We start from the raw sequence: 21,097 nt of genomic DNA, 5'->3' as shown, positions 1-21,097 counted from the left end.
TAAACTTCCAATAATCAAACTACATCCTACAGCAGAATAAATGAATATTATAGAGTTCCCCCTGATTTTAAAATGGTTAATTATAATCCCTAGAGTTATCATTAAAAGCACAATTAAATAACTTTTAAAAGATTGAAAGGCAAAGATACATTTGTAATTATTTCCTTGCAGCCGCAAGATATTCTTGCTAACCAGTTTTAAGAATATTCTGGCAAAAAAGAGCAGGCTAAAGGCCAGTCCCAGCGAAAAAAATAAGAAGTTTATAGAAGTTGAAGAAAAAATTAAGGCCTTGACTAGGAGTAAAAGGCCTATCAAAAACCAGAGAGAGGCAGCTATAAGCAAGTGAATTTTGCGGTTGGCTTGACAAATCATAGTGCTTATTATGTATTTATTTAGTTTAATTTAGCTTGTCTTTTGGGTAAAGTCAAAATAGAAAAGCCTTAAAAAAGGAGTGGTAGTATCAGTGATGGGTAAAGAAAAACAAAAAGAGATTGTTCAAAAGCTTAAACTTATTGGTTCCTGGTTGGAAGAGAAAAAGGGGAAGACTTGCTTTTACTGGATGTAAGTAAACTTTCCAATGTTTTTGAAGGAGTGATTTTGGCCACAGCCAGCAATGCCAGGCATGCCAAAGGTTTAGCTGATTATATCCTGGAGAAGGTAAAAGAAGAGAATTGGGAACTGCTGGGACTGGAAGGATATCAGGGAGGAGAGTGGATTTTATTGGATTTAAATGATGTGATTGTGCATATCTTTTTGGAAGATATTCGGGAATTTTATAATTTGGAAGGTTTTTGGTTTAAAGCTGAAAAGGTGGAACTTTAAAATGAACATAAAACCCACTTTGCTTTTGATTTTAGATGGTTTTGGTCTGGCTCCTGCAGGTCCAGGTAATGCTGTAAGCCTGGCCTCTACTCCTAATCTGGATAAACTTTTTCAATCCTATGCCCATACCAGATTGGTTGCCAGTGGGGAGCAAGTAGGTCTTCCAGCCGGGCAAATGGGTAATTCAGAAGTAGGGCATCTCAACTTAGGGGCTGGAAGGATTGTTTACCAGGATATTGTGCGCATTAACAAGGCCATAGAAGATGGTTCTTTGGCTCATAATCCGGTTTTAGAAGAACTGGTGAACAAAGTAAAAGAAAAGGGACCAGAGTTCACCTGCTGGGGCTTCTTTCTGACGGAGGAGTACATAGTTTACAGGAGCATCTATATAGTTTGCTGGAAATTTTAAAGTCAAAAGGAGTGAAAGAGGTTTTTATCCATTGTTTTTTGGACGGAAGAGATACACCTCCTAAAAGTGCTAAAAAGTATTTAGCAGAACTAAGTGCTTTTTTACAGAGGATTCAGTTTGGCCAGATAGCCAGTTTAAGTGGGCGTTATTATGCCATGGATAGGGATAAACGCTGGGATAGGACCTCGCTGGCTTATCACACTTTAGTGCTAGGAGAAGGCAGGCAGGCCCCAAATCCTCTCCAGGCTCTTGAAGCAGCCTATGAGCAGGGTGAAAGCGATGAATTTGTGCGACCTACTTTTATCCAGGGGAGTAATGGTTATCTTCAAGATGGAGATGGAGTAATCTTTTTCAATTTTCGGGCAGATAGGGTAAGGCAGATTTGCCAGGCTCTTTTTGAGCAGGATTTTACCTTTTTTGAACGCAAAAAACACCCCAAACTCCATATCATTACCATGACCCAGTATGAAAAGGACTTTCCCGTGCCTGTACTTTTCCCTCCTTTGTTGATGAAAAATATTTTGGGTGAAGTGGTTTCCCATTTGGGTCTAAGACAATTGCGCATTGCTGAGACAGAGAAATATGCTCACGTAACCTATTTTTTTAATGGGGGCGTAGAAGAGCCCTTTGCCAGGGAAGAGCGCATTCTCATCCCTTCCCCTCGAGAAGTGGCCACCTATGACCAAAAACCAGAAATGAGTGTTTATGAAGTGGCTGATACCTTGTGTAAGCACATTTTGGCTCGGGATTTTGATTTTTATGTGTGTAATTTTGCCAACTTAGATATGGTAGGCCATACCGGGGTCATTCCTGCAGCCATAAAGGCCTGTGAAGCTGTGGATGAAAATGTGGGCAAGGTGGTTACCAGCATGTTGCAGATAGGCGGGCAGGTGCTTTTAACTGCTGACCATGGCAATGCTGAGGATATGCTGGAAAATGGTAAACCCAAAACTGCCCATAGTACCAATCCTGTACCTTTTATTTTGATCAGTGAGACTTCCAGGTATAGCTTGAGAGAGCAAGGAATTTTAGGAGATGTTGCTCCCACTATTTTGGATTTGTGGCAGGTGGAAAAGCCCAGAGAAATGAGCGCTAAATCTTTGCTTTTAGGTGAAAAAAATGAGTAAACAAGAACCTATCTGGCCTACAGATGTGGAAATATTACTTTTTTATCCCTGTCCCAAGTGCCAGAGAAAAATGCCTGTAATTGCCCCCTTAGAACCCACCATGATTAAATGTGATCAGTGTGGCTATAGTTATCCCCTGGCTCCAGTAAAAGTGGAAGACATCCTTTATTTAAAAACCGTTTTAGCTGGAGGCCTTAGTCTGGTAGATGAGAATTTAGCTTAAGTAAGGATAATCTTTGGCCAGATAGTTTTGGACATAATCTGCTACTGCCTCTTCTAAGGAAGTAAACTCCTCTTGCCACCCAGCCTGTTTTAACTTGGTCATTTCAGCCTGGGTAAAGTATTGATACTTTCCCTTTAAAGTTTCAGGCATTTCTATATATTCAATATTAATAGGCAGATTTAGAGCGGTAAAAACTGCCCTGGCCAGTTCATTCCAGGACCTGGTCTTGCCTGTACCCACATTAAAAATACCATTTACTTCTGGATGTTCTAAGAGCCAGGCCATTACCTCCACGCAATCCTTGACATAGACAAAATCCCTTTTTTGTTCTCCATGACCATAATCTGGATGATAAGATTTAAAGAGTTTTAATTTGCCGGTTTCTTTGATCTGGGCATAGGCTTTACAGACTACACTTTTCATGTCCCCTTTGTGATATTCATTGGGCCCAAAGACATTAAAGAATTTAAGCCCTGCCACCTGGTTTAAGAGATGCTCTCTTTTGAGCCAGAGGTCAAAAAGATGCTTGGAATAACCATACATATTAAGAGGTCTTAACTTTTCTAAATCCTCTTCTTTGTCTGCAAAACCTAAGGAGCCATCTCCATAGGTGGAGGCGCTACTGGCATAGATAAACCTGATGGAGCGAGCCAGGCAAAACTTGGCTAAGGCTTTGGAATAAAAAACATTATTTTCCATTAAATAGTCTGCATTTTTTTCCGTGGTAGAAGAACAAGCTCCCATATGAATAATGGCTTTTATGGAGCCAAATTTTTCTTGCTCTAATAAACTTAAAAAAAGATTTTTGTGAATGTAGTCCTTAAAACGCAGAGACACCAGATTTTTCCACTTTTCCGTAGTGCTTAGGTTGTCCACAATTAAAATGTTGTCCAGGCCCAGCTTATTTAGCTTCCAGACAAAGGCACTGCCTATAAAACCTGCTCCTCCAGTAACTATGTACATAAAAGCGTCTCCTTAAGGCTAAATTTAAAAAACTATAACTTTTCTCAGGCAAAAGGGCAAATCAAAAAAAGCTGTTAATTTAGCAGGTTAAAGCATAAGTTTGAAAGTTATAAAGAATAACTGGGAGTAAAAAGGAGGAAAGTGAAATTTTTCACTTGACAGGATGTCTTAAATGCTTAAAGGAGTTTTCGGTCAGTGGTTGTTAACCCTGGATAAAAGGAGGTAAATTATGATTCTTCGCAGTTTATATTATTTAGGAGAGAAGATGAAAAAAAGGCTTATCAAGGCTTTTAGGACCTTAAATCAAAATATTTTTAATTCCTATTTATCTAGTATGGATTAAGATTTTTTAAAGAGGCCAGGAAAAGGGAGGCTAATTTTAGCCTCCCTTTTTTGTTTTTTAGGTGAGTTTTTCCTGGACTGATTTTACCTTATTTATAAGCCCCTGTTCTCTATTTTGGCGAAAGTCAATTTTTAAATTGAGATAAATACGATTACATTCTGGCTCAAGTTCTTGAAAGCATTTTTTTACCACTTCTAGGATATCTTCAAAATCTCCTTCTATACAGGTCCCCATAGGGGTTAGTTGGTAAGGTAAGGAGCTTTTTTGAATTATTTTTACAGCTTTTGCCACATACTTACTCAAGCTTTCTCCCTTGTCCAAAGGAAAAATGCTTAGTTCTGCCAAAGTGCTCATACTCACTCCTGCTTAAGTTTTAAGCCAGATTACTTATTACCCTTTCTCCAAAGGCCTTACACCCAAGGACGCTGGCCTTTTCCATTTGCGAGGCCAGATCTATGGTAACTGTTTTTTGGGCAATGGTTTTTTCCACTGCTTGTTCAATGCTGAAAGCAACTTTAGAGAGCCCCATATCTCTAAGCAACATGGCCATACTTAGAATCATGCTACAGGGATTGGCTTTGTCCTGTCCAGCAATGGTAGGAGCAGTGCCATGGGTGGGCTCATAAATGGCCAGGTTGTCTCCCTTGTTCACTCCTGGAGCAATCCCCAGGCCTCCCACCTGAGCAGCCAGAGCATCAGAGATATAGTCTCCATTTAAATTGGTAGTGGCGACAATATCGTATTCTTCAGGGCGTAATAAGACCTCCTGAAACATGGCATCTGCAATCCTGTCTTTTAAAACCAATCCCTTTTTGTTTTCTTGGGCTTCTTGTTCTGTTATTACTTTTCCTGCAAATTCTTCCCTGGCCAGTTCATAGCCCCAGTTTCTAAAGGCACCTTCAGTATATTTCATAATATTACCTTTGTGCACCAGGGTAACTGACTTTCTATTGTTTTGCAGCCCATATTCTATGGCCTTTTTTATTAAGCGTTTGCATCCCTTTTCAGTCATGGGTTTTAGGCCCAGGGCTGATTCTGGGTTCAAGGCAATATTTAGTTCTTGTTCCAAAAAGGAGATAAGTTTTTTTACTTCTGAAGAATTGGCCTGCCACTCTATCCCCGCATAAACATCTTCAGTATTTTCTCTAAAAACAACCATATCAACTTTTTCTGGATGCTTTACCGGGCTGGATACACCCTGAAAGTATCTTATGGGTCTTATGCAGGCATAAAGATCAAAGGTTTGCCTTAAGGTCACATTTAAACTTCTAAAACCCTTGCCTACAGGAGTAGTTAAAGGACCTTTTACTGCAAATCTGGCTCTTTTGAGTGTGGCCAGGGTTTCCTCAGGCAAATATTCACCTGTTTCCTGAAAGGCCTTTTCTCCAGCCAGAAGTTCCTGCCAGGTTATTGCCTGTTCCAGGTTGTGCAGTTTTAGAGCTTCTTTTACCACTTCTTGAGCTACAGACATTACTTCTGGTCCAATTCCATCTCCAGCAATAAAGTAAACAGTCTCCATATTCCCTCCCCTTGATTTTTTGCCAGAGATTAAAAGGATAGTTTGGGTTGGTCAAATATTTTTAGGTTATCCAGACTCAGAAAGAGGTAAGAGGTTGTCTTTAGAAAATAGGTTAAATAAAGAGATGAGGCAGAAAAATAGATTTAAGCAAAAGATGTAGAGCATATAGTTTTTCAGGTTGTTAAAGGGTAAAATTAAAAAACCCAGGAGATAGGAAAATAGATGGATATAAATAGTTTTTAGTCTTTTTTCTGTAGAAGTATTTATGCCTATGATAATTATGGATATGGTTAGAGGTAATATGGCTATTATGTACAGGGGAAGCAGGGAAAAAGCCTGAAGGTATTTACTGCCAAAAAGATGAATAAATACAAATTTGCCTATGGTTAAGATACAAATTTCAGTTAAAATAAAAATAACAGTAGTGAGCAATACAGAGCTAAGGGCAAGGTTTTTAAAAAGAGAAATATTTTTTTTATTGGCGACTAATTTAGGGAAAAATACAGAAAAAATAGTAAGGGAAAACCAGATTAAAGCCTTTCCCAGGATAGAGACTGAAGCATAATAACCGGCATTTTCTGGAGAAAAAAATCTTTTGATAAATATATCGTCTAAATAAATAAAAAAACCAGAAGGTGAAGAATAGGCAGCAATAAGGAATAGCTTTTTTAAAGGTATCTTTTTCAGGGGGCCAAAAAAATTTTTATTTATGCTTAAAAGCAAAATAAAAATAAGAATTAAGGCCAAAAGAGAAGGAAAAATTGCTCCCCAGATATAAAAGCCAAGAAGAAAAAAGATAAGCGTAAACATTAACCTCAGGGTGAGTTCTAAAGAAGAGGAAAAGGCAAAAAGTCCAAATCTATCAGTAGCCTGTAAAAAACTCCTTTCTACAGCTACCAAAAACATAGCCCCCCAGGTCAGGGCTATAACCCAGACATAAGGCAAGTAGCTTATTTTTAAAAAAGATTTTAAAAAAGGAGAAAGGATAAGGCCTGAAAGGGAAAGTAGAATTCCAAATAAGAGCCCAAATTTACGCAGAAACCTGAGCACTGCGTATTTTTGTTCAAAATTTTCCACAATACTTTTTACGGAGACAGTGCTAAAGATACGTGCCATATTACCAACACTTAACATTAAAGAGTAAAGTACCATAAATTCACCATAACCAGCAGGACCCAGGTGCCTGCTAACATAAAAGTGAAAAATATATCCAAGGATATTGATGTATAAAAAAGAGAGAGAAACAAAAGATATATTTTTTAACATGAGTGAAATTCTCTATAGGTTTGAAGTAGGTATTCTTCGTAGGTTTTAGCAATTTGCTCCCAGGTGAAATTCTGGGCAAACTGACGACCTTTTTTCCCATTGCTGCAGTTAATTTTGGATTATCCCAGAGAAATTTTATTTTCTTTGCCAGATCTTCAGGATCATCTTTTTTAAAACATATACCAAAACCATTTTCCACCACATAATATAGCTCAGGTATATCAGAAACTATAAGAGGTTTACCAAGGGCAGCAGCTTCTAGAGCTACTATACCTTGTCCTTCAAATCTAGAAGGCATAACTAAAAATTTAGCATTTGATATTAGATCTATTTTTTCTTTATTATCAACAAAGCCGTAAAATTTTATATTTTTTTTACTCTTAATTTTAGTTTTTAACTTTTTTTCATCTTTACCTTTTCCAGCAATAGCTAAGGGAAAAGTATGAGTTGCTTGAATTAGTAAATCTATGCCTTTATTGTATAAATCTATTCTACCTACATACAGAATATAATTGTTAGTGTTATTTGTATTTATTTTAAGTAAATTTTCATCAATTCCATTTGGTATTATTTTATAGTTTTTCAAAGAATATTTATATGATGTTTGTTGTGAAACAGAACTTATATTTATAAATTTTTTAGGGTAAAATTTTTCTATTATAAAAAAAGGAATACCTAAAATAAAATATTTTTTTAATATGTTATACTCTTCTCTATGATGAATTTGAAGAATAATAGGCTTTTGCCTGGCTATTTTATAGGAAAATACTGGATTCCAGGGAGCAAAATCTTCGATAATTACATCAAATTTATGAAAATTATTTTTTAGAAATTGATTGGCAAAGTAAGCATAAGAAAAGGTACTAAGTATATAGTTCTTGCCAGTACCTACAAATTTAAATTGCAAATTTTTTTCTTCAATATCTTTACAATCGGGATATTTTCCTGAAATTATAGTAATTTGGTGTCCTTTTTGAGCTAGTTGTTTATAAATCTCATAGGCTCGAACAGCAGCACCTCCTCCAATCCAGGGGTTGTGGATGTGGTCGTAGAGTAGATGAAGGATTTTCATTTTTTTAATTGCATATTATAGACAAACTTTTTATGGCAATGAATCTCTGACCTTTCTAAGGTGATGTGATAACTAAAAAATTTGAATTGGCAATTATTTCTATCTTATCTTTACTAATCTCGAATTCTTATAGTAGCCACCAGCTATTATAAGGTGTAAATTTGTTTAATAAAATTGCATTATATTTTTTAAATAGATACTCAATTATACTTTCATCTATAAAATCTTCTACCATCAAAAATATTTTTCCTTTATTTTTATTTAAAAAATATTTTCCACCTCTTATAACATTTTTCTCCATACCTTCTACATCAATTTTAAGTATAATTAAATCATACTTATTTTTAATACACGAATCAAAAAAAAGTATCTAATGTTGTAATTTCACAAATTTGCCTATGTTTTCCAAATTTAAATTTAATTTCTCTTGATTCACATATATCGGATAAACCTTTTTTAACTGGAGTTATCTTGTGTTCTAGTTGGTTTAATTTAATATTATCAATAAGTAATTTGTAATTTTCTTCAATAGGTTCAAAAGAAAAAATATCTAAATTTTTCTTATTTTTAAATATATTTCCAATTGAAATACTATACCCGCCAATGTTTGCTCCAATATCAAAAAATAATATATTTTTAGATATATTATTTTTTATTAAGTTTATAGTAAAGTTTAAGTCTAATCTTTCATAAGCTGGAGAGATAGTTATAGCATCAGTAGTTTTAGGTCTAATTTTATATTTACCATATTTAGTAATAATATTATTGTCGTTAAAAGGATATCTGAACATATCAAAATAGTTAAAAAGTTTTTTAAAAGAATAAATAATTTCATAAATAAAAAATTTAAACTTAGGCTTCTTTATTTCAAATGGAATAATCATTTTGTAATAAAAATAAGACAAATAAAATATAAATTTATTAAATTTTATGTTCAAATCTTAACCTCCAAACTATTATAGCTGCTTCTAAAGCTATTTTCCTGCTCATTTTAGAAGAGCCATGTTCTCGCTCATAGAAAATAATGGGAATTTCGGTTGTTTTTAAACCAGCCTGGTGTATTTTGTAAACCATTTCAATTTGAAAGGCATAACCATTGGACTTTATATTTTCTAAGTTTATGGTTTCCAGAGCTTTTCTGGAGTAAGCCCTATAGCCACTGGTGACATCAGAGTATTTTTTTATCCCCAGAATCGTAGTAGCATACCAGTTGGCAAACTTAGAAAGTAATAATCTTTTGAAATCCCAGCCAACAACACTAATTGTCCCCTGGAGGTAGCGGGAACCTACTACCAGGTCAAAGCCCTTTTCTATCTTTTCCATAAATCTGGGAATGTCTTTAGGGTCATGGGAAAAATCTGCATCCATTTCCATAAAACAATCATAACTCTTTTTTAATCCCCATTGAAATCCTGTGATATAGGCTGTACCCAATCCCAGCTTAGCTGGACGCTCAATTAAGAAAACTCTGGATTCTTGGGCTTGAATCTTTTTAACTATCTGGGCGGTATTATCTGGAGAATTGTCATCTACCACCAGGATATCCAGAGAAGTTTGCTGCAATAAATTGTTTAATATCTTTTCAATATTTTCTTTTTCATTGTAAGTGGGAAGTACTAACAGGGTTTTCATAAGACTTTCTCTATTGTATGAAGTACTATTTGGGGATCTAGTTTTTTTAAACAAGCCCATTTATGGTAATTTTTACAAACAAGGGGTTTGGGAGAATAGACAAAGCAGGGTGAACATGGTATTTCAGGTTTTACGATTGCATTTTGTTTACCCCAGGGTTTTACCCAAACAGGATTAGTTGGGCCAAAAATTCCAATCGTTTTTGTGCCAACTGCAGCAGATAGGTGCATAAGACCTGAATCATTACTAACAAATAAGTCCAGTCCTTTGATAATTGCTGCTGTTTCTCTAATATTTTTAGTTTTTACCATCGTTACGTTATCATACAAGCGGTTTTTGAAAATAAAGTCATTTTCTATTTTCTCTTCATCAGTTCCAAATAGAAAAAATTGATAATTTGAAAGATTATTGATTACCTCAAGAAAATACTCTTTAGGCCACCTTTTATATCTATGGTTTTTAAAGGTACTTGAACCTGTATGAATGCCTATTCGTGGAGTAGGGAATTGGTTTAAATAATTTTGAGCTTTTTTTATTTCTTCTGTAGACAACATTACCAGCATTTCAGGTATTTGAGTACGCTTAAGTTTAATACCAAAAAATTCTAAAAGTCTTACATTTTCTTCTACGCAATGAAGGGCATTTAACTCCATTGGGCGATAATTTTTTAGAAAATTTAACTGAGTTAAGTTGGAGTGTAAATAGGAATGCCCAATTCTTTTTTCGCAAAGGTTAGCAGGGCAAAAATATTATAAGCTGCGCGGTTAGAAGGGTAAAAGTTTATTACACAGTCATATTTAAAACTGATAGTGGTAAGGATAAATTTTAATATCTCCAATTTATTTTTCTTTAATAGAGGAAAATAAATTAATTGATCTATATATGGATTTTTTAAAAAAAGATCATAAATTGCCTTTTTCATGGTTAATACATGAATTTCAAAATCAGGCTTATACTCTTTTAAAAGCTTTATCGCTGGTGTAGTCATCAGGGCATCGCCAATGCCAAACTGAGGGGTAATTAAAATTTTCATATCCTTATTTATTTAAGAATAAGAATAGTTTTTTTAAAATTAAGCTAGATACAGAGTTGTTATCCATATTAACCACATTATAAATATTTTTATAAAACTAAAAGCAAATTTTTTATATTGAAATTTGTTATTTTCACAACATTTAGAAATGGAAGTAATAGTAAAATATATAAAAAAGAGAAATGATAAAATGCTTATTAAGGACAAAAAACTATTGGGAGCCAGGTCTGTGCTCATGATTTTTTTCATTTCCTCATAGGTTTCTTCATAGCTTTTTTTATAGCCGTCTGCTAGTAATTTTTGGGCTCTAAGGTTAGCTATTTTATCTTCTAGAAAAGCAAGTTCTCTTTTATAGGGAGTAGAAAAGTGTCTTATGCCATAGATAGTGCTTCTGAGTATTTCATAAGCATATAATTCTAGTTCTTGATGAGTTTTTGCCAGTTCTAAAATATTCTGTATGGCTTTTTTTTCAAAAGGAGAAAAGGGAAGGTGAAGATAAATAATCCTGCTATAGATGTCTATTTTCTCCTTTGGGGACTTTATAGAAGAAGCAGAGTGATAGAGATAAATCTGTTTTCCAAGAATAAAGACAAAAATTATTATTAAACTAAGGATGGAACTAATTATTATTTTCTTCATAAAGATAAAAATGATTGTAATTATTATACTCTTCTATTGTTTTAGATTGAATTAGAAACTTGCCTGTATGATTGTTTATAGGAATGTTAAAACTGTAATTTGTATTTTCAAAATATAAATTGATGTTTATTTTTTTACCATAGGGGTATTTTTCTGAAGTGTCTTTTGCTAAAAAAGTAAAAAAAGTTGAATATTTACGACATAAAGACATTGAGAATAGGTCATCTGTTTTATTTCGTATACATACTCTATCATGAATAAAAATGTTTAATTTTTTTCTAAGGTTCTTATTAAAATGGTCAATTTGCTGATAATTTATTTTTGTTTCTTTTGGCAAAACTAAAAAATCTAATGCTGAATAATATGATTTTAAGTATGGAGAAAGATTTTGATTATTTTCTATTGGAGAAGAAGAATATACTCTGAATTTATTCATATAAGATTTAACTTTAGCCCAATTAAAAATATTATTTAGATCATGGATCTCAGGATAAGATTTTGCATATATTTCGTAGTTGCAACCATTGTTAATATCCCAAATTTTACTTTCAACTTTTGGAGCACTGATTAAGCAAATATCGTCTCTAAATTTTTCAATATTTTTTTGATACCAGCCTTGAAAAACATCATTGTCTCCAGAATAGACAATAATTGATTTTACTGGTTTTATAAATAGAGAATCAACAGTTTTGTATTTAGCTACTTCATTGCTATCATAATTATTCAAGAAAAGATTGTTGGGGATATAGATTAGGGGAAAAATTAAAAGAAAATATTTAACTTTTTTTAGCTTGTTTTCTATATAGAAAAATCCCAATGCGCATATAAGAGCAAAAAATAAAAGAGCAGGTAGAAAGTACTGGTGTTCAACTATATAAGCAGTATCTAGAGTTATGTTTGGATTGGAAAAAGTAAGATAGGCTAAAATAAAACAATAGGTTATAAAGGAGGACATAAGGTAAAAAACTTTAGTGCGTAAGTTTTTATGGCTAAAAAGAAAAATAAGTCCCAGAAGAAAAAAGACAAAAGCATAAATATGGAATTGATTTTTTAAGAGTAAAAAAGAGTTTTTTAAGGCATTACCCAGCTTATCTATATTTATAAAAAATAGAGATTTGACTAATTCTGGAGAAGAACTTTGTTTGTAAGATTTTCTAAGTAAAGTATAAATGAGACCAGAAAAATTAGGCGAAGGAGAAAGATTTATTAAAGTTGGCTTTAAAGAACGGATTAGAATATAAAGAGTAGAAGTTGCTCCTAGGCAGCAGACAAGTAAACTTGGTAAGATATTTTTTATTGCTTGTTTAAAATGTACGACCAGAGGAATTACTAGGGGAATAAACATTAAAAAGACTAGATGGTGTAAGCTAAAAGACAGGCCAAAAAGAAAAGAGATAATTAATTGATTTTTTAAGCTGTATTCTTCTAAGGTTTTTAACCCAAGATAAAAAACAAGTAGAATAACTAAAGTAATTAAAGGGTAAAATTTAGCCAGCAGGGATTGCCCTACAAAGGAATAGGAACTTAAGAGTAAAAGAGCGGTAAAAAGACCAGTCCCAAAGGAATAGTGTTTTTTTAAATAAGAAAAGATTAGGGTAAGGATAACTGCACTGGATAAAGAAGACAGTAATACCACTTTTAAGGGAATATTTCCCAGAGGCAAAAGGGTAAAAAGCTTGCCCAGAAGTAGATAAAGAGGATAGCCAGAAGGATGGGCAATACCCAACCCAAAACTTGCTCCAATAAGCTCACCACCATCTCCGGTGGTAAGAGTTTTGGCCTGCAAAATAAAAAAGAGGAGAAAGCATGAGTTATAAAAAAGTATGTTTGATTTTAATAAATTAATTATTTTTTCTTTTTGCATTTTTTAAAAAAAGTAAAAAGCAGGCAAGGATTCATCCTTACCTGCTTTTTGTTTAATAAAATAAATACCAGCAGGACTTATTATTTATTTCCATAGATTAGTGTCAACTCCACCTTTAGTGGAATCAAAAGCAACAGATTTACTGTAAACTTTATTATGAATAGTATAGCTATATCCTTCCGCGTTAGCATAGGTGTTATAAGCTCCCAGTGAATTATTATCAGACAGCGTAAAATTGCTCTCTCCTATATGAACAATACTACCACCCGTAGCGTTTAAATCGCCTGGATAGTTACCGTTATCAGCATAATAGGCTTCGATTTCAGTAGCCAGGTTTTTGGCATCAGATACAGCAGCAGATCTGGCTGCCCTTTCTTTGTACTTGTTGAATTGTGGGATAGCAATAGCAGCCAGGATACCAATGATGGCTACTACGATTAAAAGTTCGATCAGGGTAAAACCTTTTTCCTTGTTCATAAAAAACCTCCTTAAAATTTTTTATCTTTTTTATGTATACTCTCAAGGAGTATGCCAAAATTAAACCCCAGCTAATTAAATGAGTTATTTTTATTTTTTTCTTTTGAATGACAATTTTTGTCAGTTGGTTGACAAAAATTGTCCCTAATTTTTAAAAAACCTGTTCGTAAGTTATTTATAGAAACCTCTCTTAAAGAAAAAAGGTATCTTTTGTCAATTGATATATTTTTTTAGGTTTAATTTTTGTTAAGCACTGTAAATTATAAGCACAGCTAATAGACCCGTGTAAGGAGCAAGGGCGGCAGCTAACTGCTTCCTGGATTAATGTAACTTTGTTTCCATAGGGGAAAAAACCCCAGGCAGAATCGCTTGGGCCAAAGAGCGTTATAATGTGTTTGTCTAGTCCCCAGGCCAGGTGCAAAGGTCCAGAATCTGTACTTACCACTACTTTGGCCAGTTTTAAAAGGGCCAGAGTTTGCCTTAAGTTGCTTTTATTGGTTAAATCATTTTTAGTGTTTACCAAAGAATAAGCAGAGCGTCCCAGAATGATAAAGGGAATATTGGCCTGTTCTAACAGGGCAATGTACTTTTGCCAGTAATCTCCAGGCCAGGTCTTGGTAGGATAAGAAGCATAAGGGTGAATGGCCACAAAAGGAGAAGGGATATTTAAGGAGGTTAAAAGTTTTTTAGCTTCTTCTATTTCCTCGGGATGTAAAAAAAATTGAGGCCTTAAGGCCCTGGCTGGAGGCAGGTTGTCTAAGGAATAATAGGCCAGGCCATAGCGTTGAGGCACAGATAGTTTTAACTTAGGTGTTTTAAATTTTCCTTTAGAAAGGAGATAGAGCCTTCTGGCTACAGATAGTTTTGCATAACTTTTGTGAGGTTTTCGAGTAAAAAGTTTAATTAAAAAGGAGCGCAAGTTTTGGTGCAAATCCAGGATGGTTAGGTGAGGATATTTTTTTCTTATGTGTTTACTTAGCTGAAGGAGTTCCTTTACATTTCCTTTTTTTATTTCCAGCACTTCTTGTATAAAGGGGTTTTCCTTAAATAAGGGAGCAAAAATTTTTTTGGTTAAAATAACAACCTGTTTTTTTTCCTCTTCTGCTAGATACCTGGCCAGCCCGCTGGTAAGCGCCACATCTCCAAGGGAACTGAAGCGAATAAGCAAGATGGTTTCTTTAGACATAATCCAGGTCTTTTATCCCCTGCCAGGCAGCTTTTAAATCCCTGGCAATTAAAAGGGGAAAATCCGTTTTCACTTTTTGATAGTGTAATGGTTGCCAGGGTAGTTTTAGATTTAGCCTGGTTATTTCTTTTGGGCCATGACCGGTCAGCACCAGACAGGATAGGGCAAAATTTAGGTTTTTCCCCCAGAGAATATCGCTAACTTTATCACCAATAACCACACATTCCTCTGGATTTAAGTGGTATTGCTCTTTAAGGGCTGTAAATAGGCCAGTTTTGGGTTTGCGGCAATTGCAATTATCTTCTGGAGTGTGGGGGCAAAAAGCAGTGTGGGTAAAAATTTCTTCTCCTAAAAGGCTATCTAATCTTTTTTGCACCTTATAAAAGTCTTCCAGGGAGAAATAATTACGGCCAATACCGCTTTGATTGGTAATGATAAAAAGTTTTAATCCCCTTTTTTCATTTCCAGCAGGGTTTCTTTTGCCCCAAAAATGAGCTCTACTTCCTGGGGGTTGGAGAGGTAGTGTTTTTCTTTGATGATAGTTCCATCTCTATCTAAAAAAATATTTTTTACCTTAGGCATCTAATGCCTCCCATACACCACAGGCAATGGCCACAGGGAACTGTGTTTCCATAACAGTCGTGTTCAAAGGGAAAGGATTCATTCAAGAGGTCATCACAGGGCACCAGAGGACAATTGCTGCAATAAGGATAATTTACCTGCAGTACTTCTTCCCTGAACTGAATAAACTTTTCCTTGTTCCAGATAGCTTGCAAGTCCTCTTCTTTGATGTTGCCAAAAAATACAGGATAGATGTGTTTAGTGCGTTTATCCATATAACAACTATACTGATGCCAGAGAAAATAACAGGGAGCAACATTGCCTTCTACATCAATAAAAACACTTTTTTCTTCTACAAACTCACATTTTCTTTTGTTTTGAGCCCTTAGAGGTGGTAAGTCTAAAGAGATATTATATTTTCTGGCAAGATTGGAAGATGTTTCCAGGATATTTTCTAAATCTGTAAGGTCTTGTTCATCCCAGAAAACCAGGTTTTCTAGATGTAGTAAAATATTTTCTTTTTCAGCCTCTTTTATCATTGTTTCTACCAGGTTTATAAGTTTTTTATCCTGCTCTTTTTTGTGGAATTTCCAGCGTACTTGAAAATAATCTTTAATGGCCAGGCCTAACTTCTGGGCTTTTTCCTTATATTTGTTAAAGAGTTCTTTAGCTTTATGGGTATTGGGTTCAAATAGACATTCATTGGCTACTTCTTTAGAATAGGGAAGTAAATGTGTAACTAAAATAAAATCTACATTTTTTTCTTGGGCTAGCTCAATTAAGTGGGGTAATTGTTTATAATTGGATTTCATCAAGACAAATTCTATACCCATTTTAAAGTGGGGATTTATTTTTTGTCTGTGCAAGTTTAGCATGTCCAGAGAAGTTAAGATTTTGCTTAGGGAAGCTCCCTGTCTTTTTTGCTGTAAAAAATCTGCTTCCACTCCATCCAGAGACAGGCATACTTGGTCCAGTCCGGCTGAGAGCAGGTTTTGCACTTTTTCAGGAGTAAACAACATGCCATTGCTTTGAAAGGCTATTGTGGAAGTAGCTGGCATATGTTTTTTGGCTAGAGCGACAAATTCTTCTAGCTGGGGATGTAAAAGCGGCTCTCCTATGCCATTTAAAATTAATCTGTTTACAGAAGAAAAGTTTTTGACCAGTTTTTTGAAAAGGGCAAAGGGAAAAATTTTTTCTTTTTTTAGGCTGGCTGAAATATTTTTCACACAAAAGTTACAATTTAGATTACATTTAGTAGTAATCTCTAAGAATATTTTCTGGGGGTAGCTCATAGCTTTTGACCATTTTTCTTTAAGGGTTTAGAAAGGCTTTAAAAATAGAGATGGCCTTCTTAACTTAAGTTGTTTTTTTTGGCAATAAAGTTTAAATTATGTATAAAATTAGTTAGTTAAAGGGGAGGAACAATGATTGATTTACACACTCATACTACCTTTAGTGATGGAGAGCTTATTCCAGCAGAGCTTATTCGCAGGGCCAGATATGCAGGTTATCAGGTGATAGGCTTAAGTGATCATGCTGATCACAGTAATCTAGAACTTATTTTGCACAATCTTTTACCTCTATCCACTCTTTACAGTACCTATGCAGACATAGAGGTATTGGTGGGGGTAGAATTGACTCATGTGCCTCCAGCCTTGATTCCAGAGACCATTGCCCAGGCAAGGGCTTTGGGTGCCCAGTATGTGGTAGTGCATGGTGAAACCATTGTGGAGCCAGTTCAAAAGGGGACCAATCTGGCAGCCCTGGAAGGTGGAGCAGATATTTTAGCCCATCCAGGGCTCATTTCTCCAGAAGAAGTTGACCTGGCCAGGGAAAAGGGAGTTTACCTGGAACTAAGCACCAGAAAGGGGCATAGCCTTACCAATGGTCATGTTTTAAAATTGGCTTTAGCCCGGGGGGCAAAGGTGGTAATCAATAATGATGCCCATAGCCCTTCTGACCTGGTTTCTAAAGAACTAAGGACCAGGATTGCCCTGGGAGCAGGTTTGACTTTAGAAGAGGTAAACCTGCTAGAAAACAACAGCTTAGAACTGGTGGAAAAAATACGGAGCAGGAGCCATGGAAGAAAAGTGTAGATTAGCAGCTAGATGGTTAAAGCAAGCCAGGTTTGCTCTGGCTCTTACTGGCGCGGGCATTTCTGTACCCAGTGGGATTCCTGACTTTAGAAGCCCGGGCGGGCTTTGGTCTAAGTTTAATCCCTGGGAAGTCTGTTCTGACTATGCCTTAAAGTTTAATCCCAAAGGAGTGTGGGAATTTTTGGGAGAAGCTGTGTTATTATTTAAACAGGCCAGGCCCAACCCTGCCCACTTTGCTCTGGCTGAGTTAGAAGCCAGGGGAATTTTAAAGGCCATTATTACCCAGAATATTGATGGACTGCATCAGGAGGCAGGTTCTAAAGAAGTTATAGAGTTTCACGGGGGAGTAAATAGGTTTTATTGCAATCTTTGTGGCTTAGAATATCCCAGGGAAAAGGCCTTTAGTTTGAAAAAGAGGAGCTTCCCTGGCTTTGTAGCAAGTGTCAGGGAGTAATCAGGCCAGATGTGGTCTTTTTTGGGGAAGCTATTCCCACAAAGGCCTTGTATTTGAGCCAGGATTTAAGTAGGAAAGCAGACCTAATGCTGGTTATAGGTACTTCCGGAGAGGTGGCTCCAGCCAACACCCTTCCTTCTATGGTCAAGGCCAGAGGAGGTAAGGTGATAGAGATAAACCTGGGGCCTAGTGCCTATGAAGGCGTTTCAGATTTGAAAATAGCAAGGGGAGCTGAAGAGGTTTTACCTCAAATAGTGAGTTTTTTAGAAGAAGAGAAATAAAGGAGAAAAGCAATGGATTTTTTAGGGACTAATCCTGCCTGGGCTCTGGTGTTAAAGGCTACTCTGGCCGTAAAAGTGGTTTTGGTGGTTTTACTTTGTATGTCCATTTATTCCTGGGCTATTATTTTTTTCAAGTTCTTAACCTTTTTAAAGGCCAGAAGGGATGTTCACTTGCTGCGTAGATTAACAGAAGAAAGCAGTAACCTGGGCTCTTTAAAAAATGTGTTAGAAACCCATAGTTCCAGGGTGGGTAGCGCCATGCTCCAAAAAGCCCTTTTTGAATTAAAGCGAATTGGCCAGTTAAATGCTTCTGAACAGGAGAAAAAAGAAATCATTAAAGAAAATCTGCAAAGGTCTTTACTCAACTCCAGGACAGAGATTTTTTTGAGCCTAAAAAAGAGCTTGGCTTTTCTGGCCACCTGCTCCAATTCTGCTCCTTTTATTGGGCTTTTTGGTACAGTGTGGGGCATTATGCATTCCTTTCATGCCATTGGCTTGCAGAAAAGCGCTTCCCTGTCCACAGTAGCACCAGGTATTTCGGAGGCCCTGATTGCCACTGCCATTGGGTTAGCTGTAGCTATTCCTGCTACCATGGCTTACAACTACTTTATAACCAAATTGCAGGATGTGGATAAGGATCTGGATATCCTGGCCAATGTCTTTTTGAATCTTTTGGAAAGGAACTTAAGCTTGCTTAAACAAGGAGAAAAATAGTGAAAACTTCCCCAAATGATTCTTTGCTTTCAGAAATCAATGTTACTCCTTTTGTGGATGTAATGTTGGTTTTGTTAATTATTTTTATGGTTACAGCTCCCATGCTAACGCAAGGGGTAGAGGTGGACTTGCCCAAGGCCGAAACTGTAACCACTTTGCCTGAAGATGCAGAAAACATGCTCATAACCCTTAAAAAAGATGGCTCCATATATGTAGATACTTATAAAGTAAGTGCTGAAGAATTGGAAAACTTTTTAAAAAAGAATTTTAAAAATAAAGAGATGGTTTTTTTAAAGGCAGATAGAGATGTAAACTATGGAGAAGTAATTAAGGTAATGAGTAAGGTGAAAGGAGCAGGAATAGAAAAATTGGGAGTTATTGTGGAAGAGGAAGAACAAGATTAGATGAAAGTTGTTGGTTTTATTTTTTCTTTATTTTTTCACTTGTTTTTGGTCTATATCTTTGTTTACCAGATTCAGAATAATATAGACTATAAAAGACCAGCTAAAATCAGATATGAGCTAAATTTAGTTACCTTAAAGAAAAAAAGGCCAAAACCTATTCCTATAAAAAAGCTAAAATAAAGATTAAAACCGGACAAAAGATTGCCACTATTGGCGGAAGCAAGCAAAAGGTTAAACTGAGTAAAAAACAAATAGAAGCACTAAAAAGAAAGCAGGCTCAAGAAGAATATAAAAAAACTCTATCTACTTTAAAGAAAGAAAATAAACTAAAAAGCAAAGAAGAAAAAGGAGAATTGGTTTCTGCTTTAAAGGAGATACAGGGAGAGGTAAAAGAAGATAAAGAAGGCAGTGCGGGAGTAGAAATTGAAGAATTTTACCAGGGGATAGTAGAAAGTAAAATTAAGGCAAATTTTCGTTATCCCAATTTTAAATTTGGTAAACTTTTGATTTGTTTTATTAGCATAAAGATAAATGAAAGGGGTGAAATTTTAGAGTATCACCTAAAAAAGAGTTCTGGAGATGAAGTCTATGATAGTTTGGCCTTAAGGGCTATTTTAGATACCAAAGTTTTGCCTTTGCCTCCACCAGGTATTCGAGAAAAGATTTTAAGAGAAGGTATTGAGATTGAATTTAATTCTCAGGAATTAGAGGGAAGTAAATGATAAAAAAGATAGTTTTTATTTTGTTAGCTGGTATTTTTTTTAATTTTCAATCTCTTTTGGCCCTGACCATAAATATTTACGGACCAGGGGACAAAAAGATAAATTTGTTTATAGCCAAGCCTTTTGTGGCAGAGCAATTCCGGGTGGATGATAAATTGGTTTCTACCTTAAAGGATAAACTGGGCTTATTACCTTTTTTAAGAATTATTCCAGCAGAAGATGTATTAAATAAAGGAGAGATAAAAGGGCCTGGTCTGGTTGATATTGATTTTAGAAAGTTTCTTTTGTCCAGGGTAGATGTTTTACTGACCATTAATTTAAAGCCAGGTTCTAATTGGGGAGAGATAGAGCTTAGGGCCTTTGATGTGTTGAGACAGCAGTTAATAGTAGGTAAAGCCTATGATTTGCAAAGTGAAGCCCAGCTTCCTTTGGCTTTGCGCAGTTTTTGTGGTGCTCTTTTACAGCAGTTTACAGGCAGGGATTCTTTATTTTCTGAGCCCATAGTTTTTGTGCACAAGCAAAGGCAAAAACAGGCTTTATACGAGATTTATGCTGATGGTTATGGTTTAAAAAAGTTGCTGGAGGTAGATGGCATTATTGCCAGTCCGGCCTGGGATTTTAGGGGAGAGAAGATTGTTTTTACTCTGATTGAGCACGGAAGGCATTTTTTAGGGCTCTGGGATAAGCAAAGTAATAAATTGGAAAAGCATCTGTTACCTGGCAATAGTATTATTTCTCCCATATTTACTCCAGAGGGAGAGATTGTGGTCAGTCTGGATGTAAAAGGCAATCCAGATATTTATCTTCTGAGCAAGGATTTTAAGATAAAAAAGACCTTGATTTCACATTGGGCTATTGACATTTCTCCCTTTTTTGCCCGTAATGGAGAAAAAATGGTGTTTACCTCGGCCAGATTAGGCAATCCCCATATTTTTGTTTGGCTTAAAAAGGAAAACAGGATTAGAAGGGTAAGTTATGAAGGCAAATACAATACCAGCGCAGTGTTAAGCCCTGATGGCAGGCTGGTGGTTTTTTCCAGATTACTTGCTGAAGGGCACCGTATCTTTGTGCACGATCTGGAAAGTGGACAGGAAAAACAGATAAGTTTTGGTCCTGGAAATGATGAAGAGCCTTTTATTGCTTCAGATGGCTATTTTGTCCTTTTTAGTTCCAATCGAAGTGGTAAGTACAAACTCTATCTTACCACCATAAATGGAGATGGCCCTTATCTGGTAGATACGCAGGAGTTAAATGCCTATTCTCCTGCCTGGGTGCATAAATTGGAGTAAA

General features: G+C 35.6%; 28 protein-coding genes. 11 read left to right on the top strand and 17 right to left on the bottom strand.

The annotated features are described in order from the left end of the window. Positions 1 to 546: 546 nt before the first annotated feature. From rsfS to ACZ42F_RS06145, 4 genes are read left to right on the top strand one after another with little or no spacing between them, the layout of a single operon-like run. Entirely contained in the window at positions 547 to 822 is a 276-nt protein-coding gene (gene rsfS / locus ACZ42F_RS06160) for a ribosome silencing factor (protein ID WP_464280127.1), read from the top strand. A 1-nt stretch (position 823) separates the two neighbouring features. Further along, a complete protein-coding gene (locus ACZ42F_RS06155) occupies positions 824 to 1,231 on the top strand; it encodes a hypothetical protein (RefSeq protein ID WP_464280126.1) in 408 nt (135 codons plus the stop codon). Beyond that, positions 1,159 to 2,358 carry a 2,3-bisphosphoglycerate-independent phosphoglycerate mutase gene (gene gpmI / locus ACZ42F_RS06150; RefSeq protein ID WP_464280212.1) on the top strand — a complete coding sequence of 400 codons (1,200 nt, stop codon included), beginning with the start codon at positions 1,159 to 1,161 and terminating at the stop codon, positions 2,356 to 2,358. Before ACZ42F_RS06155 ends, gpmI begins: the two co-directional genes overlap by 73 nt. Continuing rightward, positions 2,351 to 2,581 carry a hypothetical protein gene (locus ACZ42F_RS06145; RefSeq protein WP_029966678.1) on the top strand — a complete coding sequence of 77 codons (231 nt, stop codon included), beginning with the start codon at positions 2,351 to 2,353 and terminating at the stop codon, positions 2,579 to 2,581. Before gpmI ends, ACZ42F_RS06145 begins: the two co-directional genes overlap by 8 nt. On the opposite strand, the gene rfaD is transcribed toward ACZ42F_RS06145, so the two are convergent. The 17 genes from rfaD to ACZ42F_RS06060 all read right to left on the bottom strand — a co-directional run bounded on the left by rfaD (position 2,573) and on the right by ACZ42F_RS06060 (position 16,428). After that, a complete protein-coding gene (gene rfaD / locus ACZ42F_RS06140) occupies positions 2,573 to 3,544 on the bottom strand; it encodes an ADP-glyceromanno-heptose 6-epimerase (protein ID WP_464280125.1) in 972 nt (323 codons plus the stop codon). The two genes, ACZ42F_RS06145 and rfaD, sit on opposite strands and share 9 nt — an antisense overlap. Positions 3,545 to 3,944: 400 nt before the next feature. After that, positions 3,945 to 4,241 carry an MTH1187 family thiamine-binding protein gene (locus ACZ42F_RS06135; protein ID WP_029966673.1) on the bottom strand — a complete coding sequence of 99 codons (297 nt, stop codon included), beginning with the start codon at positions 4,239 to 4,241 and terminating at the stop codon, positions 3,945 to 3,947. 19 nt (positions 4,242 to 4,260) lie between these two features. Then, positions 4,261 to 5,406 carry an NADP-dependent isocitrate dehydrogenase gene (icd, locus tag ACZ42F_RS06130; protein WP_029966671.1) on the bottom strand — a complete coding sequence of 382 codons (1,146 nt, stop codon included), beginning with the start codon at positions 5,404 to 5,406 and terminating at the stop codon, positions 4,261 to 4,263. 66 nt (positions 5,407 to 5,472) lie between these two features. Then, the gene (locus ACZ42F_RS06125; RefSeq protein ID WP_464280124.1) at positions 5,473 to 6,672 is read right to left on the bottom strand and encodes a lipopolysaccharide biosynthesis protein; all 1,200 of its coding nucleotides are present in this window, start codon (positions 6,670 to 6,672) and stop codon (positions 5,473 to 5,475) included. Beyond that, positions 6,593 to 7,744 (bottom strand): glycosyltransferase family 4 protein, encoded by a 1,152-nt coding sequence (locus ACZ42F_RS06120; protein ID WP_464280123.1) that lies wholly within the window; start codon positions 7,742 to 7,744, stop codon positions 6,593 to 6,595. The genes ACZ42F_RS06125 and ACZ42F_RS06120 overlap by 80 nt, the downstream gene beginning before the upstream one ends. Positions 7,745 to 7,871: 127 nt before the next feature. Beyond that, entirely contained in the window at positions 7,872 to 8,069 is a 198-nt protein-coding gene (locus tag ACZ42F_RS06115; RefSeq protein WP_464280211.1) for an FkbM family methyltransferase, read from the bottom strand. A 31-nt stretch (positions 8,070 to 8,100) separates the two neighbouring features. Continuing rightward, entirely contained in the window at positions 8,101 to 8,682 is a 582-nt protein-coding gene (locus tag ACZ42F_RS06110) for a class I SAM-dependent methyltransferase (RefSeq protein WP_464280122.1), read from the bottom strand. Then, entirely contained in the window at positions 8,666 to 9,376 is a 711-nt protein-coding gene (locus ACZ42F_RS06105) for a polyprenol monophosphomannose synthase (RefSeq protein WP_464280121.1), read from the bottom strand. The genes ACZ42F_RS06110 and ACZ42F_RS06105 overlap by 17 nt, the downstream gene beginning before the upstream one ends. Next, positions 9,373 to 10,092 (bottom strand): glycosyltransferase family 9 protein, encoded by a 720-nt coding sequence (locus ACZ42F_RS06100; RefSeq protein WP_464280210.1) that lies wholly within the window; start codon positions 10,090 to 10,092, stop codon positions 9,373 to 9,375. Before ACZ42F_RS06100 ends, ACZ42F_RS06105 begins: the two co-directional genes overlap by 4 nt. Then, the gene (locus tag ACZ42F_RS06095; RefSeq protein ID WP_464280120.1) at positions 10,062 to 10,409 is read right to left on the bottom strand and encodes a glycosyltransferase family 9 protein; all 348 of its coding nucleotides are present in this window, start codon (positions 10,407 to 10,409) and stop codon (positions 10,062 to 10,064) included. The genes ACZ42F_RS06100 and ACZ42F_RS06095 overlap by 31 nt, the downstream gene beginning before the upstream one ends. Before the next feature lie 39 nt (positions 10,410 to 10,448). Beyond that, positions 10,449 to 11,048 (bottom strand): hypothetical protein, encoded by a 600-nt coding sequence (locus ACZ42F_RS06090; protein WP_464280119.1) that lies wholly within the window; start codon positions 11,046 to 11,048, stop codon positions 10,449 to 10,451. Further along, entirely contained in the window at positions 11,029 to 12,834 is a 1,806-nt protein-coding gene (locus ACZ42F_RS06085) for a protein O-mannosyl-transferase family (protein WP_464280118.1), read from the bottom strand. The genes ACZ42F_RS06090 and ACZ42F_RS06085 overlap by 20 nt, the downstream gene beginning before the upstream one ends. A gap of 162 nt (positions 12,835 to 12,996) precedes the next feature. Beyond that, complete coding sequence (locus tag ACZ42F_RS06080) at positions 12,997 to 13,389, bottom strand: type IV pilin protein (protein WP_464280117.1); 393 nt, start codon at positions 13,387 to 13,389, stop codon at positions 12,997 to 12,999. A 190-nt stretch (positions 13,390 to 13,579) separates the two neighbouring features. Then, entirely contained in the window at positions 13,580 to 14,575 is a 996-nt protein-coding gene (locus tag ACZ42F_RS06075; protein WP_464280116.1) for a glycosyltransferase family 9 protein, read from the bottom strand. Further along, entirely contained in the window at positions 14,568 to 14,990 is a 423-nt protein-coding gene (locus tag ACZ42F_RS06070; protein ID WP_464280209.1) for an HAD-IIIA family hydrolase, read from the bottom strand. The genes ACZ42F_RS06075 and ACZ42F_RS06070 overlap by 8 nt, the downstream gene beginning before the upstream one ends. A gap of 29 nt (positions 14,991 to 15,019) precedes the next feature. Beyond that, positions 15,020 to 15,157 carry a hypothetical protein gene (locus ACZ42F_RS06065; protein ID WP_464280115.1) on the bottom strand — a complete coding sequence of 46 codons (138 nt, stop codon included), beginning with the start codon at positions 15,155 to 15,157 and terminating at the stop codon, positions 15,020 to 15,022. Then, positions 15,145 to 16,428, bottom strand: a complete 1,284-nt coding sequence (locus ACZ42F_RS06060; RefSeq protein WP_464280114.1) for a radical SAM/SPASM family putative metalloenzyme maturase — start codon at positions 16,426 to 16,428, stop codon at positions 15,145 to 15,147. Before ACZ42F_RS06060 ends, ACZ42F_RS06065 begins: the two co-directional genes overlap by 13 nt. Positions 16,429 to 16,560: 132 nt before the next feature. On the opposite strand from ACZ42F_RS06060, the gene ACZ42F_RS06055 reads away from it, so the two are divergent. The 7 genes from ACZ42F_RS06055 to ACZ42F_RS06025 all read left to right on the top strand — a co-directional run bounded on the left by ACZ42F_RS06055 (position 16,561) and on the right by ACZ42F_RS06025 (position 21,096). Then, a complete protein-coding gene (locus ACZ42F_RS06055) occupies positions 16,561 to 17,232 on the top strand; it encodes a histidinol phosphate phosphatase domain-containing protein (RefSeq protein ID WP_464280113.1) in 672 nt (223 codons plus the stop codon). Next, a complete protein-coding gene (locus ACZ42F_RS06050; RefSeq protein ID WP_464280112.1) occupies positions 17,216 to 17,686 on the top strand; it encodes a Sir2 family NAD-dependent protein deacetylase in 471 nt (156 codons plus the stop codon). The genes ACZ42F_RS06055 and ACZ42F_RS06050 overlap by 17 nt, the downstream gene beginning before the upstream one ends. A gap of 11 nt (positions 17,687 to 17,697) precedes the next feature. Further along, a complete protein-coding gene (locus ACZ42F_RS06045) occupies positions 17,698 to 17,967 on the top strand; it encodes a Sir2 family NAD-dependent protein deacetylase (protein ID WP_464280111.1) in 270 nt (89 codons plus the stop codon). Positions 17,968 to 17,979: 12 nt separating this feature from the next. Continuing rightward, positions 17,980 to 18,681, top strand: coding sequence for a MotA/TolQ/ExbB proton channel family protein (locus tag ACZ42F_RS06040; protein ID WP_029966659.1), 702 nt, complete (start codon positions 17,980 to 17,982; stop codon positions 18,679 to 18,681). After that, positions 18,681 to 19,085: a protein TolR gene (gene tolR, locus ACZ42F_RS06035; protein WP_029966657.1), complete on the top strand. Its 405-nt coding sequence runs from the start codon at positions 18,681 to 18,683 to the stop codon at positions 19,083 to 19,085. Before ACZ42F_RS06040 ends, tolR begins: the two co-directional genes overlap by 1 nt. A gap of 353 nt (positions 19,086 to 19,438) precedes the next feature. Continuing rightward, complete coding sequence (locus ACZ42F_RS06030; protein WP_464280110.1) at positions 19,439 to 19,807, top strand: energy transducer TonB; 369 nt, start codon at positions 19,439 to 19,441, stop codon at positions 19,805 to 19,807. Then, positions 19,804 to 21,096, top strand: a complete 1,293-nt coding sequence (locus ACZ42F_RS06025; protein WP_464280109.1) for a hypothetical protein — start codon at positions 19,804 to 19,806, stop codon at positions 21,094 to 21,096. Before ACZ42F_RS06030 ends, ACZ42F_RS06025 begins: the two co-directional genes overlap by 4 nt. Position 21,097: the final 1 nt, after the last annotated feature.

The organism is Desulfonauticus autotrophicus (genome assembly GCF_055381725.1).
This window is presented reverse-complemented; position numbering and strand designations above follow the sequence as displayed.

Bases quoted from the DNA above. Each gene is read 5' to 3' on its own strand.
- ACZ42F_RS06155 (WP_464280126.1), top strand. From the start codon at position 824: ATGAACATAAAACCCACTTTGCTTTTGATTTTAGATGGTTTTGGTCTG.
- ACZ42F_RS06145 (WP_029966678.1), top strand. From the start codon at position 2,351: ATGAGTAAACAAGAACCTATCTGGCCTACAGATGTGGAAATATTACTT.
- rfaD (WP_464280125.1), bottom strand. From the start codon at position 3,544: ATGTACATAGTTACTGGAGGAGCAGGTTTTATAGGCAGTGCCTTTGTC.
- ACZ42F_RS06135 (WP_029966673.1), bottom strand. From the start codon at position 4,241: ATGAGCACTTTGGCAGAACTAAGCATTTTTCCTTTGGACAAGGGAGAA.
- icd (WP_029966671.1), bottom strand. From the start codon at position 5,406: ATGGAGACTGTTTACTTTATTGCTGGAGATGGAATTGGACCAGAAGTA.
- ACZ42F_RS06125 (WP_464280124.1), bottom strand. From the start codon at position 6,672: ATGTTAAAAAATATATCTTTTGTTTCTCTCTCTTTTTTATACATCAAT.
- ACZ42F_RS06120 (WP_464280123.1), bottom strand. From the start codon at position 7,744: ATGAAAATCCTTCATCTACTCTACGACCACATCCACAACCCCTGGATT.
- ACZ42F_RS06105 (WP_464280121.1), bottom strand. From the start codon at position 9,376: ATGAAAACCCTGTTAGTACTTCCCACTTACAATGAAAAAGAAAATATT.
- ACZ42F_RS06095 (WP_464280120.1), bottom strand. From the start codon at position 10,409: ATGAAAATTTTAATTACCCCTCAGTTTGGCATTGGCGATGCCCTGATG.
- ACZ42F_RS06090 (WP_464280119.1), bottom strand. From the start codon at position 11,048: ATGAAGAAAATAATAATTAGTTCCATCCTTAGTTTAATAATAATTTTT.
- ACZ42F_RS06080 (WP_464280117.1), bottom strand. From the start codon at position 13,389: ATGAACAAGGAAAAAGGTTTTACCCTGATCGAACTTTTAATCGTAGTA.
- ACZ42F_RS06075 (WP_464280116.1), bottom strand. From the start codon at position 14,575: ATGTCTAAAGAAACCATCTTGCTTATTCGCTTCAGTTCCCTTGGAGAT.
- ACZ42F_RS06065 (WP_464280115.1), bottom strand. From the start codon at position 15,157: ATGCCTAAGGTAAAAAATATTTTTTTAGATAGAGATGGAACTATCATC.
- ACZ42F_RS06060 (WP_464280114.1), bottom strand. From the start codon at position 16,428: ATGAGCTACCCCCAGAAAATATTCTTAGAGATTACTACTAAATGTAAT.
- ACZ42F_RS06055 (WP_464280113.1), top strand. From the start codon at position 16,561: ATGATTGATTTACACACTCATACTACCTTTAGTGATGGAGAGCTTATT.
- ACZ42F_RS06050 (WP_464280112.1), top strand. From the start codon at position 17,216: ATGGAAGAAAAGTGTAGATTAGCAGCTAGATGGTTAAAGCAAGCCAGG.
- ACZ42F_RS06040 (WP_029966659.1), top strand. From the start codon at position 17,980: ATGGATTTTTTAGGGACTAATCCTGCCTGGGCTCTGGTGTTAAAGGCT.
- ACZ42F_RS06025 (WP_464280109.1), top strand. From the start codon at position 19,804: ATGATAAAAAAGATAGTTTTTATTTTGTTAGCTGGTATTTTTTTTAAT.